General features: G+C 74.1%; 11 protein-coding genes and 1 pseudogene. 3 read left to right on the forward strand and 9 right to left on the reverse strand.

Annotation, left to right across the window (positions count from 1 at the left end; translation table 11 throughout):
• Nucleotides 1–174 precede the first annotated feature (174 nt).
• Entirely contained in the window at nt 175–1,218 is a 1,044-nt protein-coding gene (locus tag FJQ57_RS01135) for a hypothetical protein (protein WP_139977414.1), read from the forward strand.
• Nucleotides 1,219–1,340: 122 nt separating this feature from the next.
• Here FJQ57_RS01135 and FJQ57_RS01140 read toward each other — a convergent pair whose 3' ends face one another.
• The 3 genes from FJQ57_RS01140 to FJQ57_RS01150 form a co-directional block, all read right to left on the reverse strand.
• Entirely contained in the window at nt 1,341–2,375 is a 1,035-nt protein-coding gene (locus tag FJQ57_RS01140; protein WP_139977415.1) for an inorganic phosphate transporter, read from the reverse strand.
• 4 nt (nt 2,376–2,379) lie between these two features.
• Nucleotides 2,380–2,997, reverse strand: a complete 618-nt coding sequence (locus FJQ57_RS01145) for a DUF47 domain-containing protein (protein WP_139977416.1) — start codon at nt 2,995–2,997, stop codon at nt 2,380–2,382.
• Nucleotides 2,998–3,087: 90 nt separating this feature from the next.
• On the reverse strand, nt 3,088–5,274 hold the full coding sequence (locus tag FJQ57_RS01150; RefSeq protein WP_139977417.1) for an RNA degradosome polyphosphate kinase: 2,187 nt from the start codon (nt 5,272–5,274) through the stop codon (nt 3,088–3,090).
• A gap of 70 nt (nt 5,275–5,344) precedes the next feature.
• Between FJQ57_RS01150 and FJQ57_RS01155 the strand changes: the two genes are divergently transcribed.
• Complete coding sequence (locus FJQ57_RS01155) at nt 5,345–6,373, forward strand: alpha/beta hydrolase (protein WP_246081533.1); 1,029 nt, start codon at nt 5,345–5,347, stop codon at nt 6,371–6,373.
• A 3-nt stretch (nt 6,374–6,376) separates the two neighbouring features.
• Here FJQ57_RS01155 and FJQ57_RS01160 read toward each other — a convergent pair whose 3' ends face one another.
• From FJQ57_RS01160 to FJQ57_RS01190, 5 genes are all read right to left on the reverse strand, one after another.
• A complete protein-coding gene (locus tag FJQ57_RS01160; protein WP_139977418.1) occupies nt 6,377–7,660 on the reverse strand; it encodes an MFS transporter in 1,284 nt (427 codons plus the stop codon).
• Nucleotides 7,661–7,692: 32 nt separating this feature from the next.
• Entirely contained in the window at nt 7,693–8,373 is a 681-nt protein-coding gene (locus tag FJQ57_RS23495) for a hypothetical protein (protein ID WP_139977419.1), read from the reverse strand.
• Entirely contained in the window at nt 8,370–10,607 is a 2,238-nt protein-coding gene (locus FJQ57_RS22835) for a hypothetical protein (protein ID WP_211348713.1), read from the reverse strand. The genes FJQ57_RS23495 and FJQ57_RS22835 overlap by 4 nt, the downstream gene beginning before the upstream one ends.
• Nucleotides 10,608–10,686: 79 nt before the next feature.
• Complete coding sequence (gene mshD / locus FJQ57_RS01185) at nt 10,687–11,550, reverse strand: mycothiol synthase (protein ID WP_139977420.1); 864 nt, start codon at nt 11,548–11,550, stop codon at nt 10,687–10,689.
• Complete coding sequence (locus FJQ57_RS01190) at nt 11,550–11,912, reverse strand: DsrE family protein (RefSeq protein ID WP_139977421.1); 363 nt, start codon at nt 11,910–11,912, stop codon at nt 11,550–11,552. The genes mshD and FJQ57_RS01190 overlap by 1 nt, the downstream gene beginning before the upstream one ends.
• Before the next feature lie 71 nt (nt 11,913–11,983).
• On the opposite strand from FJQ57_RS01190, the gene ygfZ reads away from it, so the two are divergent.
• Nucleotides 11,984–12,916: a CAF17-like 4Fe-4S cluster assembly/insertion protein YgfZ gene (gene ygfZ / locus FJQ57_RS01195; RefSeq protein WP_139977422.1), complete on the forward strand. Its 933-nt coding sequence runs from the start codon at nt 11,984–11,986 to the stop codon at nt 12,914–12,916.
• A gap of 101 nt (nt 12,917–13,017) precedes the next feature.
• On the opposite strand, the pseudogene FJQ57_RS23735 reads toward ygfZ, so the two are convergent.
• Nucleotides 13,018–13,542 (reverse strand): annotated as a pseudogene (locus FJQ57_RS23735) (acyltransferase family protein); the annotation flags it as partial.
• Between the last annotated feature and the right edge of the window lie 22 nt (nt 13,543–13,564).

Consider the following 13,564-nt stretch of genomic DNA (forward strand, 5'->3'; position numbering starts at 1 on the left):
TCTCCCGGGTCGATCTCGCTGGGCCGGATCGCGATAGTCCCTGGCAAGGATCACGGGTGGGGAGGTCAAGACCCGTGATTCTTGCCAGGGACTATCGACCTCTCCCCGCATGCCCCGAGGAGGGCCTGTGGAGAACCCGTCGGCCGACGCCGGAAGTCGTCGACACTCGGCGTCGTGTTCGTCCCGGAGCCCTGGCACCCGGCGCGGCCGGGGGTGTTCCGGCCGGCCGGCATCGACGCGACGGGCCAGCGCGGCCCCACCCGGTCGCAGTCGCAGCGCAAGGCGGTCCGGCGCACGTCGTACGGCTTCTACCTGCCGGGTGACATCGACCGGACCACCGAGCAGCGCATCGTCGAGGCCGCGCACAACCGGAGCGACCCGCCGGTCGTGACCGGGTGGGCGAGCCTGCACTGGCATGGCGGTCGATGGTTCACCGGACGCGCGCCCGACGGGTCGGAGCTGCCGGTCCAGGTGGTCGTCGGCACCCGCGACTTCCGCCCCCGCCCTGGGGTGGCGTGGTCCGGCGAGAGCATCCGGCCCGACCAGCGGTCGGTCGTCGACGGGCTCCTCGTGGCCCACCCGGCCGCCGCGGTGTCGTTCCTGATGCGGTACGCCGGCTCGGAGCGCGAGGCGGTCCGCGTGGTCGACATGGCGGCGTACGACGACCTGGTCTCGCTCGAGGAGATGCAGGCGCAGCTCACCGGACAGAGCTCGTGGACCGGCGTCCCGCAGGCCCGTCGAGCGCTGGCGTGGGCGAGCGAGGGAGCCTGGTCGCCCCCGGAGGTCGACATGCGCCTGCTCTGGGGCCCGTTGTCCGGACGCGCGATGCCGGAGGCCAACGTTCCGGTCTTCGACCGTGCCACCGGTGCCCACGTCGCCACGCCGGACCTGATCGACCCCGTGCTCGGCGTGTGCGGCGAGTACGAGGGCGCGGTCCACCTCGACCGGGCCACCCGCAACCACGACGTACGCCGGGAGGGCCTGCTCCGTGCCTACGACCTCGAGCCGGTCACGATGGTCGCCGACGACCGGCACGACCAGCGTCACTTCCTCGCACGGCTCGAGGACGGCTGCGCACGAGCGCGACTGCGCAGGGGTCGGCCGCGGCGGTGGACCACCGACCCGCCGTCGTGGTGGGTGCCTACCACGACGGTCGCCCAGCGTCGCGCCCTCACTCCCGACCAGCGCCAGCGGTTCCTGCGCTACCGGGCCGGCTGACGCGCGGACAGGGCGATAGTCCCTGGCAAGGATCACGGGTCGAGCCCGCCGTACCCGTGATTCTTGCCAGGGACTATCGCCGTTCCCCCGGGTCCGGTTCCTGCGCTACCGACCGCGAGGGGTCAGAGGACCTCGAGGAAGAAGTGGGCGACGTAGTAGCAGAGGGCGGCGACGAGGGCGGCCATCGGGATGGTGAGGACCCAGGCGGTGGCGATGGAGCGGGCCATGCCCCAGCGGACGGCCTTGAAGCGCTTGGTGGCGCCGGCGCCCATCACCGCGGAGGTGATGGTGTGGGTGGTGGAGACGGGGGCGTGGAAGCCGATGGCGGCGATGTAGAGGCCGGCGGAGCCGACGGCCTCGGCGGAGAAGCCGCGGGCGGGGTCGAGGTCGATGATCTTGCGGCCGAGGGTGCGCATGATCCGCCACCCGCCGGCGTACGTGCCGGCCGCGATCGCGGTGGCCGCGGCGATGACGACCCACAGCGGCACGTCGTCGGTGGTGTGGCTGGCGGGGTAGGCGATGACGAGGGTGAGCACGATGACGCCCATCGTCTTCTGCGCGTCCTGCAGGCCGTGGCCGAGGGCGAGCCCGGCGGCCGAGACCGTCTGCAGCACCCGGAAGCTGCGGTTGATCTTGTGCGGGTTGCGCCGCCGCAGCGCCCACATGATGCCGAGCATCAGCGCGAACGAGACGCCGAAGGCCAGCACCGGCACGACGACCATCGGGATGAGGACGCGCTCGAGGATGACGTCCCACTTCACGCGTACGCCGCCCACGAGGGCCGCGCCGACGAGGCCGCCGATGAGCGCGTGGGAGGAGGACGAGGGGAGGCCGAACCACCAGGTGATGAGGTTCCAGGTGATGGCGCCGAGGAGGCCGGCCAGGACGATGACGAGGCCGTGGTTGACGCCGACGAGCAGTTGTTCGTTCTCGTCCTGGATGGTGATCGTGTCGGCCACCGTCTTGGCCACGCCCTGGCCGAGCAGGGCGCCGACGAAGTTCATGATCGCGGCCAGGACGAGGGCGATGCGCGGGGTGAGGGCGCGGGTCGAGACCGAGGTCGCGATCGCGTTGGCCGCGTCGTGGAAGCCGTTGGTGTAGTCGAACGCGAGCGCGACGACCACGACGACGATGACGATCGCCAGGGTGAGGGACACGAGGTCAGCTCTCCTTGACCGCGATCGTCTCCACGATGTTGGCCACCTTCTCGAAGGCGTCGACCGCGGCCTCGAGGGACTCCACGATGTCCTTCAGCTTGAGCACCTCGATGGTCTTGAACTCCCCGGAGAACAGCTTGGCCAGGGTGCGGCGGTGGTTCTTGTCGCCGGCGTTCTCGAGCCGGTTGATCTCGATCCAGTACTCGTCGAGCGTCTGCGGCGACTGCAGCTTGGGCATCGCGGCCGCGGTCAGCTCGGCGCAGCGCTGCAGCACCTCGACCTGCTGGGACAGCTCGGGCGGCAGCACCTTCACCTCGTACAGCAGGATCAGGTCGACCGCCTCGTCCATCTCGTCCATGACGTCGTCGAGCGCGGAGGCCAGCGCGTAGATGTCCTCCCGGTCGAACGGCGTCACGAACGTGCTGTTGACGCGGCGGATCAGGGCGTGGGTCGTCTCGTCGGCGTCGTGCTCGGCCGCGCGCATGCGGGCCGCGACGTCCTCGTTGGGCGAGGTCTCGGACAACATCTCGGCGAGCAGGGCCGCGCCGACGACGAGGTGCTGCGCCTGTTCGGTGAACAGGTCGTAGAACGCCGAGTCGACCGGACGGAACCGGAAGGCCACGTGAACTCCTGGTGAGGTGGAGGCAAACGACCTCAGACTAGGGCGTGGCGACGCCCCGGGCGCAACTCGCGCCCGACGGCCCCCCGCACCTCAGCCCGCCGTCGTACGACGACGCCGCTGGCGCTCGATGAGGGACTCCTGCAGGTGCTCCTCGCCGTGGGTGCGGTGCCAGTCGCCGCTGCTGCCGAGCTCCCAGGCGTCGGTCGTGGGGGCGAAGGCGAGGTCGAGCAGCTCGCGGACCTCCTCGACGCTGTCGGGGTGGGGCAGGCGCACCAGGACCTCGACGCGCCGGTCGAGGTTGCGGTGCATCATGTCGGCCGAGCCGATCCAGGCCTGCGGCTCCCCGCCGTTGTCGAACCAGAAGATCCGGCTGTGCTCGAGGAAGCGGCCGAGGACCGACCGGACGGTGATGTTCTCCGAGAGCCCCGGCACGCCGGGCCGCAGGGCGCAGATGCCGCGGACGAGCAGCTCGACCCGCACGCCCTCCTGGGAGGCCAGGTAGAGCGCGTCGATGACGGCCTCGTCGACCACCGAGTTGGCCTTGAGCCGGATGCCCGAGGGGCGGCCGGCGGCGTGGTGGGCGATCTCGCGGTGGATCTGGGCGACCAGGCCGGAGCGCACCGAGTCGGGGGCGACCAGCAGCTCGTCGTACGACGCGTTGCGCGACCAGCCCGAGAGGTTGTTGAACAGGTGGGCGACGTCCTCGCCGATGGCCTCGTCGGTGGTGATGAGGCCGAGGTCCTCGTAGAGCCGGGCGGTCTTGGAGTTGTAGTTGCCGGTGCCGATGTGGGTGTAGCGACGGATGCCCTCGGGCTCGTCGCGCACCACCATGGCCAGCTTGCAGTGGGTCTTGAGGCCGACCAGGCCGTAGACCACGTGGCAGCCGGCCTGCTCGAGCTTGCGGGCCCAGCGGATGTTGGCCGACTCGTCGAAGCGGGCCTTGATCTCGACGATCACCAGCACCTGCTTGCCGACCTCGGCGGCGTCGATGAGCGCATCGATGATCGGGCTGTCGCCGGAGGTGCGGTAGAGCGTCTGCTTGATGGCGAGCACGTGCGGGTCGGCCGCGGCCTGCTCGATGAACCGCTGCACCGAGGTGGCGAAGGAGTCGTAGGGGTGGTGCAGCAGCACGTCGTGGCGACGGGCGGCCTTGAACACGTCGACCGGCGCCGAGGACTCGACCTCGGCCAGCCGGGCGTGGGTGGTCGGCACGAACGCGGGGTACTTCAGCACCTCGTGGTTGAGGTCGGCGATGCCGTGCAGGCCGCGCAGGTCGAGCGGGCCGGGCAGCCGGAAGACCTCTTCGTCGCTGACGTCGAGCTCCTCCTTGAGCAGCTCGAGCACGCTGTCGGAGATCGACTCCTCGACCTCCAGGCGCACCGGCGGGCCGAAACGGCGGCGCAGCAGCTCCTTCTCCAGGGCGGCGAGGAGGTTCTCAGCGTCGTCCTCCTCGACCTCGAGGTCCTCGTTGCGGGTGACCCGGAAGGTGTGGGCCTCCAGCACCTCCATGCCGGGGAAGAGCCGCTTGAGGTGGGCGCCGATGACGTCCTCCAGGGGCACGAAGCGGGCGCCCCGGCCGGACCCGCCGGGGGAGCCGAGCGGCACGAACCGGTCGAAGATCGGCGGCACCTTGACCCGGGCGAACAGCTCCTTGCCGGTCTGCGGGTTGCGGATGACGACGGCCAGGTTGAGCGAGAGGCCGGAGATGTAGGGGAAGGGGTGCGCGGGGTCGACGGCGAGCGGGGTGAGCACCGGGAAGATCCGGTTCTTGAAGAGCTTCTTGCAGCTCTTCTGCTCCTCGGGGTCGAGGTCGTCCCAGCGGACCAGCTCGATCTCGTGCTCGGCCAGGGAGGGCACGATGGTGTCGCGGAACAGCCGCGCCTGCCGCTCGCTGAGCTCGCGCGTCGTCGTCCAGATCTGCTCGAGCACCTCGCGGGGCATCAGGCCCGACGCCGCGCGCACGGCGAGGCCGGCGGCGATGCGGCGCTTGAGGCCGGCCACCCGGACCATGAAGAACTCGTCGAGGTTGCTGGTGAAGATGGCCAAGAACCGGGCGCGCTCGAGCAGTGGGAGGTGCTCGTCCTCGGCCAGCTCGAGCACCCGCTGGTTGAAGCGCAGCCACGACAGCTCGCGGTCGAGGAACCGGTCGTCGAACTTCTCCACCGCGGCCACCAGCTCGGGGTCGGGCACGTAGGGCACGTCGACGTCGTACGACTCGTCCGGCACGCCGGTGCTGCTGGCCTGGGACGACGGGTCCGGCACCATCTCGAGCGACATGGTCGTGAGTCTTCCACCGACTGGTGAACGCCCGGTGACCATGAGGGATACCCGGCAGTAGGTTGCCCCGGTGAGCTTCCGCGACACCGTCGACGCCGCCGCGCTGCGGGCCACCATGGGCCTGCCCGAGCGCGTCCAGCGCGCCCTGGCCGGCCGCCCCGTCGTCCTCGACGGGCAGACCCTGGCCCCCGAGACCCAGCTGATGCTGCGCCTGCAGCGCGTGGCCCGGCTGCCCGGCGCCGAGACGCTCCCGATCGACCAGGGCCGCGCCGCGATCAGCCACCAGTCCGCGATCGCCGGTCGCACCCAGCCCATCGGCGAGACGCGGGGGTTGCAGGTCGCCGGCCGACCGGCCCGGCTCTACGTCCCGCGCGGGGCCGACCCGGTCACGCCGTTGCTGGTCTTCTTCCACGGTGGCGGGTTCGTCTTCGGTGACCTCGACAGCCACGACGCGACCTGCCGCCTGCTGGCCGAGCGGGCCGGCGTCCGGGTGCTGGCGATCGACTACCGGCTCGCGCCCGAGGAGCCCTTCCCGGCGGCGTACGACGACTCGCTGGCGGCGCTGCGCTGGGCCGTCGAGCACGCGGGCGAGGTGGGGGCCGACCCGGCGCGCCTCGCCGTCGGTGGCGACTCCGCCGGCGGCAACCTGGCCGCTGCGGTGGCCAACGCGGCGGCGCGCGAGGGGCTGCCGCTGGCGTTCCAGCTGCTGGTCTACCCCGCGACCGACAGCTTCGAGCGGCGCACCCGCAGCGCCGAGCTGTTCTCCGAGGGCTTCTACCTGACCCAGCGGTTCATGGACCTCGCGACCGAGTCCTACCTGCCCGACCCGTCGGTGCGCGAGGACCCGCGCGCCTCGCCCCTGCGCGACGACGTGCCGTCCGGGCTCGCGCCGGCGTACGTCGCCACGGCGGGCTTCGACCCGCTGCGCGACGAGGGCGAGGCCTACGCCCGCAAGCTGGCCGACGCCGGGGTGGCGGTGGAGCTCAAGCGCTTCCCCGACCAGATCCACGGGTTCTTCAACGTCGTCGGGGTGGGCCGGCGGTCGCGGGCCGCGGTGCTCGAGATCGGCGACGCACTGCGCCGGGGCGTGTCGGCCTGAGGGCTACTCGGGCAGCGGGCGGCCCGCCGTCTCGGGCAGCCGCAGGTAGACCAGCAGCGACCCGACGCACAGCAGGGCGACGTACCAGCCGAACAGGCTCGGGTGGCCGAGGTCGGCGAACAGCGTGCCGACGTACGGCGCGGTGCCGCCGAAGAGGGCGACGGTGAGGGAGTAGGGGAACCCGATGCCGGCCGCCCGGACGTGGCCGGGGATGAGCTCGGCGTTGACCGCGGCGCTGACCGAGGTGAAGAGGCCGACGACCACCATGCCGACCGCGCTGACCGCGAGCAGGCCGATCGGGGTGTCGGCCGCCCGCACCAGCGCGAGGCCGGGCACGACGCCGAGGGCCGCGAGGCCGGCGAAGCCCAGCAGCACGGGCTTGCGACCGACGCGGTCGGACAGCGCGCCGAGCGCGGGCTGCAGGAGCCCGAAGAAGACCAGCGCGATCGTGGTGACCAGCAGGACCTCGTCGGCGGGGAGGTCGCCGTTCTGCTGGGCGTACGTCGGCAGGTAGGTCGTCCAGGTGTAGTAGGCGATCGTGCCGGCCATGGTGACGCCGCACAGCAGCAGCGTCTGGCGCGGGTAGAGCCTTACCGCGTCCAGGAGCCCGGGCCGCTCGGAGGCCTCGGGCGCCTCGCGGGTCTCCTCGGCGCCCTTGCGGATCCACAGGCCGGCCAGCGACAGCAGGGCGCCGACGGCGAACCCGATGCGCCAGCCCCAGCCCTCGAGCTGGGTGTCGGTCAGGGCGAAGGCCAGGACGGTCGCGGTGAGCGAGGCGAGCAGCTGGCCGGCGGTGGTGGTGACGTACTGGAAGGAGGAGAACAGGCCGCGCCGGCCCGACGGGGCCGACTCGATGAGGAAGGTGGTGTTGGCGGCGAACTCGCCGCCGACCGAGAAGCCCGACAGCAGGCGGCCGAGCACCAGCACCACGGGCGCCCAGACGCCGGCCGCGTCGTGGGTCGGCGTGCAGGCGATGGCGAGGCTGCCCAGGCCCATCAGCAGGATCGTGAGGGTGAGGGTGTTCTTGCGGCCCCACCGGTCGGCGAGCGCGCCGATGAGGAGCCCGCCGATCGGGCGGAAGAAGAACCCGACCGCGAACACCGCGAACGTGCTCAGCACGTCGGAGACCTGGTCGCCGGAGTCGAAGACCTGCGCCGCGAAGAACGGCGTCAGGAACGTGTAGATGTACCAGTCGTACCACTCGACGGCGTTGCCGACGGACGCCGCGGCGACCTGTCGCCGCTGCTGCCGGGTGCCCAGCGGGCGGGTCGTGGTGTCCGAGCTCACCGGCTCGACGCTAGACCTCCGGGGTGCTGCCGCTACAGACCCGGTCGGTGCTGGCGCAGCACCCGCAGGAACTCGTCGGGGTCGGTCATCGACTCGTCGACGTCGACGGGGTCCAGGGCGCGCCGGTAGAACCGGACCCGCCAGTCCTGGCCCGGGGTGCCCTGCACGTCGACCTTGACGCCGTCGTTGCGCAGGTCGAACCGCTTGGCGTCGTCGCCGACCTTGACGACCACCACGCCGTCCTCGACCGTGACCGACCGTGGGACATAGCGGGTGCGGTACGCCGCCCAGCCCAGCACGCCGGCCAGGACCAGCAGGACGACGCCGAGGATCGAGAAGCCGCTCACCACGACGCTGAGCACGCAGACCAGGAAGGCGACGAGGGCGACGGCGCCCAGCCCGATCGGCAGCACCGACCGGTCGCTGCCGTCGAGCGCGTAGCGCGCCCCGACCCGGGGTGCGCTCGACCCGTCGAAGAGGCCGAGGTCGCTGGCGCCGGAACCTGCCGGGGCCGCGGCCGGGGAGGGCTGGTCGGCCTCGGCGGCGTGGGCGGCTTGGTCGGCCTGGGCGGCCCGGTCGGCCAGGCGCCGCTGGGCGTCGGCCAGCTGCTCGGCGAGCTGCTCGGCCATGAGCTCGGCCTCGACGGCGCGCGCCTCGAGCGCATTGCGCTCGGCCCAGAGCGCGGCCAGCTCGTCGTCGCGGTCGGCGCTCACAGGCCCGGCCGCCACTGGCGCAGGGCCTCGGTGAACCGGGGCGGGTCCACCTCGGCCGCGGTCACCCGCACCGGCTCCCCGTCGGCGGGGTGCGCCTCGACGGCCCAGCCGCGGTCGCCCGTCGCGCCGCCCGCATGCACCGTGGTGCGCTCGTCGGCGAGCGAGACCGACCGCTCGGTGCCGGCCAGGGTCACCCGCAGCACGCCGTCCGCGGACAGCTCGACGCGGCTGGTGCGACCCAGCCGGCGCTGCACGAACACCGCGGCGAGCACGCCCACCGCCCCGATCGCCGCCGCCAGCACCGGCCGGCCGCCGAGGTCACCCGCGGCGCCCAGGACGAAGATCAGGACCGCCGACCCCACCGCCACGAGCACGGCGACCCAGGCGGACAGGTTGGTCCGCCGGGCGACGTACGGCGCGTGGCGGGGTGCGTCTGGCGCGCTCGGCTCGGGCTCGGGTTCGGGCTCGGGCTCTGGCTCGGGCTCCGGCTCGGGCTCGGGCTCGGGCTCGGGCTCTGGCTGGGGTTCGGCCACCGGCTCCGGCTCGGGCTCCGGCTCGGGCTCGGGCTCCGGCTCCGGCTCGGGCTCCGGCTCGGGCTCCGGCTCGGGCTCGGGCTCGGGCTCCGGCTCGGGCTCGGGCTCGGGCGCGACGACCGGCTCGACGACCGGCTCAGGCTCGGCCGGGGGCTCGGGCTCGACGGGCTCGGGTCCCGGTGCTGGCTCGGGAATGGGCTCGGCGACGGGCAGCGGCTCCGGCTCGGCCGCTGGCTCCGGGTCGACCGCCGGGACTGTCTCGTGGGTGGACCCGGTCGCGCGGGCAGGCGCGTCCGGCTCGGCCGCGGTCCGGGCCGGGCGGGCGGAGGGCAGCTCGGGCGGCAGCGCCGCTTCCATGCGTTCCGCAGCCGCGCGGCGGACTCGCTGGAGTCGCTGCGACAGGCGAGACCGCGGGGTCGATCGTGCGGGCGGCTGCGCCACCGCGGGCTCGGCCACTGGCTCGGGCTCGGCCACGGGCTCCGGCTCGGCCACGGGCTCCGGCTCGGCCACGGGCTCCGGCTCGGCCACGGGCTCGGGCACTGGCTCGGCCACCGGCTCGGGCTCGACTACTGGCTCGGGCTCGGGGTCCGCCACCGGTTCGGGCTCCGGTTCGGGTTCCGCCACGGGCTCGGGTTCCGGCTCAGGTTCGGGCTCTGGTTCGGGCTCCGGTTCGGGCTCGGCCTCGGGCTCGGGCTCCGCGACCGGCTCGGGCTCCGCGACCGGCTCGGGCTCCGCGACCGGCTCGGGCTCGGCCACCGGGTCGGGCTCGGCCACCGGGTCGGGCTCGGCCACAGGTTCGGGCTCCGCCACAGGTTCGGGCTCCGCCACCGGTTCGGGCTCGGCTACCGGGTCGGGCTCCGCCACCGGTTCGGGCTCGGCTACCGGGTCGGGCTCGGCCACCGGTTCGGGCTCGGCGGCCGCGGGTTCCACGACGACGGGTTCGGGGAGCGGCTCGGCCTCGACGAAGGGACGGACCTCGGGCACGGCCAGGTCGACGGGAGCGTCGTCGGGGCGGGCGAGCAGCGCGGCGAGCTCGGCGTTGCGGACCTCGGCCTCGCCGCGAGCGCGCGACTGCTCCTCCAGCGCCGCCTGCGCGCGGGCCAGCTGCTCGCGGAGCACCTCGACGTCGCTGGTGGAGGACAGGGCGGCTGCAGCGGCGGTGGCCCGGGCCTCCGCGGCGTCGGCGGCGGCGGACGCGGCGGCGGCCTGGGCCTCGACCGCCGCGCGCTGCCTGGCCACCAGGGCGTGCTCGGCGTCCTCGACGTCGTAGGTCAGCTCGGCGCGCTTGGCCGGGCCGGAGCGCGGGTCGTGGGCGGCGAGCGCGGCCCGGGCCCGGACCAGGGCCTCCGCGGCCTCCCGCGCCGTCTGGGCACGCTCGGCCGCCTGCTCGTGCGCGACCCGCGCACGAGCCTCCGCGGCCGCGGCCGTGCTGGTGGCGACCTGGAGCGGGTCGCGCGGACCCGGGTCGGCGGCCGCGGCCCGAGGTGCGTGGCCTGGCTCGGGATCCGGGGCGGTGACCGGGGCGAGGCCGGGGGCGGGGGCGGGGGTCCCCGCCGCCGTCCGCAGCACGTGCTCCTCCGCCGCCTCGGCCTCGACGGCGCGGCGGGTGGTGCCCCGGTCGTCGGAGGAGGCCCGGCGCCCGAGGAGTCGCCGCCGAGGGCGGTCCCCCGGGCGCGACGAGTCGTCCGGCGGGGGCGTCATGCGGCGGATGCTATCGGCGGCGGGGCCGCGGTCCGGGCAGCCGGTCCGTGCGGTGTCGCAGCACGTCCCGGCGAGCGGGTCACCGGGCGTACTGGGCGTGGGTGTCGCGTCGGGCGTGGGTGAACCCGAGGCCGGAGTAGAGGTGCACGGCTGCGGTGTTGTCGGACTCGACGTACAGCAGCACCTCCGCCACCCCCAGGCCGGCCAGGTGGTGCAGGCCGGCCAGGGTGACGACCCGCCCGAGCCCGCGCCCCTGGGCCGCGGGCGAGACGCCCACGACGTACACCTCTCCGTGATCGGCGTCGTGCTGCTTGGTCCAGTGGAAGGCGAGCAGCCGGTCGTCGGCGTCGACGGCCATCACCAGCCCGGCGGGGTCCCACCAGGGCTCGGCCATGCGCTCGGCCAGGCCCTCGGCGTCGAGGTCGCCCTGCTCGGGGTGGGAGGCGAACGCGGCCGCGTTGACCGCGAGCACCTGCTCGGCGTCGGAGGCGTCACCGTCGCGGAAGCCGCGCACCTCGACACCGTCGGGGACCTCCACCTCCGGCAGCGGTACGGCGACCGCGCGGCGCATCACCCACAGGTCGCGCACCCGGCGCCAGCCCCCGCGCGTGGCCAGGGCGGCCGCGGCCGGGTGGTCCCCGTGCGACCAGGCCAGCACGGGACCGGCCGCGTCGACGGCCCGGTCGAGCAGCCGACCGCCGACACCTCGGCCGCGGGCGTCGGGCGCGACGGCCAGCACGAGGTCGTCGCCGCGCACCAGCGCGAACCCGCCGCCGTCGGGGGCGTCCTCGACCCACAGCGACGCCCCCGCGAGGCCGCGGTGCTCGAGGGCGAGCGAGGCCGCCTCGTCGAGCGGGTCGTGGCCGTCGGCCTCGACGCAGGCGGTGCGCACGCGGCGCACGACCTCGAGATCGGCGGAACGGTCCTCCTCGTGGGCGGCCATCAGTAGACCAGCGCCTGCACGCCGTCGCGCAGCGCGAGCTCCACGAACGCCACCGCGCCGGCGATCCGTGCCCCGGGCACGAGGTCGGCCTCGGTGAGCGAGCGGCGGGCGGCGCACTGGGTGCACACGGTGACCGTGCCGCCCGAGCGCACCGCCTCGAGGAGGTCGGCGGCGGCGGTGGCGTGGTCGAGCCCGAGGTCGGGGCACCGGTCGGCGACCCCGAACCAGACCGCCTCGCCCGTCAGCCACAGCTGCACCTCGGCCCCGGCGGCGACACCCGCGGCGGCGACGGTGAGCGCCTGGTTGGCCCGTTCGGGCGCCTCGGCGCCGCTGGTGAGCTTGACGGCGAGGGTCCGGGCCATGCCGTCACCCTAGTGAGCGCGGGCGGGAGGAAGAGGCGGGGCTCCACCGGCGTTCTGCCATCGTGGACCCCATGCGCAGCCCCCTCCTCGACCTGCCCGGAGCCGTCGCGGGCGACGGCGTCGACGCGCCCGTCGCGGCCCACTACGGCTCGTTCAACGGCGAGCAGCGCACGCTCGCGTCGGGGGAGGGGTTCGTCGACCTCTCCCACCACGACGTGCTGCGCGTCGCCGGCCCCGACCGGCTGACCTGGCTGCACTCGCTCACCACCCAGCACCTCACCGACCTCGCGCCGGGACAGGAGACCGAGGCGCTGGTCCTCAGCCCGCAGGGCCACGTGGAGCACTACTTCCGCGGCCACGACGACGGCGAGGCGCTCACCGTCTGGACCGAGCCCGGCCGTGGCGCGGCGCTGGCGGAGTTCCTGGAGCGGATGAAGTTCATGATGCGCGCGGAGGTCAGCGACCTCACCGCCGACCTCGCGCTGACCTGGCGCCCGGCCAACGGCCACCGCCTCGTGCCGCGCGCCGACCTGCCGACGTACGCCGAGGCGGCCGGCCCTGCCGCCGGCCTGTGGGCCTACGAGGCGCTGCGGATCGAGCGGGGCGAGCCGCGGTTCGGCATCGACACCGACCACCGCACCATCCCCAACGAGGTCGGCTGGATCGGTCCGGCCGTCCACCTCGACAAGGGCTGCTACCGCGGCCAGGAGACCGTCGCCCGCGTGCACACCCTCGGCCGGCCACCGCGCCGGCTGACCCTGCTCCACCTCGACGGCTCGGAGAACCGGCTGCCCGCCCAGGGCGCCGACGTGCTGCACGGCGAGAAGTCGGTCGGGTTCGTCGGCTCCAGCGCCCGCCACCACGAGCTCGGTCCCATTGCGCTGGCCCTGCTCAAGCGCAACGTGCCCACCGACCTGGAGCTCATGGTCGACGGCGTCTCAGCGGCGCAGGAGGTCGTCGTCGACCCCGAGGTCGGCCTGCACGTCCGCCCGCGCCTGCGCTGACCGCGCTGACCGCCGCAGAGCCCGCCACCCGCGGCGCACGTCGAAGAGCAGCCACGCCTCCTCGTGCCGTCGTACGACGGCGCCGGCGGGTCGGCCAGCACGGCGCCGGTGAGGAAGCAGCCGTAGTAGAAGAGGAAGTGCCAGTCGGTGTCGGCACCGCCGAGCTGCAGCCAGGCCAGCACGCCCACGCACGCCGCGGTCCGCGCCCACGCGCTGCGCAGCGGCAGCGAGAGCGCGACGTACGCCGTGAGGTAGGCCAGGAACCACAGCGGTGTCTGCGGCACCACGATCTCCACCCACCACCGGTTGGTCGGGCGGTGGGTGCCGGCCAGCAGCACGCCGTATGAGAGGAAGAACCACCCGACGTACGGCACGAGCAGCGCGCTCACCTTGCCGGCCCAATAGCGACGGGCGCCCTTGGCCAGGCCCCGGGGCAGGAACATCCCGGACAACAGCATCAGCACCGGCATCCGCACCGGCTCCAGGCCGCGGATCGCGTCGTCCAGCCAACCCGGCACCGCGACGCCGGCGCCGGTCGCGCCGTTGCGGACGTGGTAGGCGACGACGAGCAGCACGAGCGCACCGCGGGTGACGTCGACCCACGCCGTACGCCGTCCGCTCGACACCCGGCCGACGCTAGGCCGATAC

This window comes from Nocardioides litoris, assembly GCF_006346315.1.
In the GTDB taxonomy this organism is placed as follows: domain Bacteria; phylum Actinomycetota; class Actinomycetes; order Propionibacteriales; family Nocardioidaceae; genus Nocardioides; species Nocardioides litoris.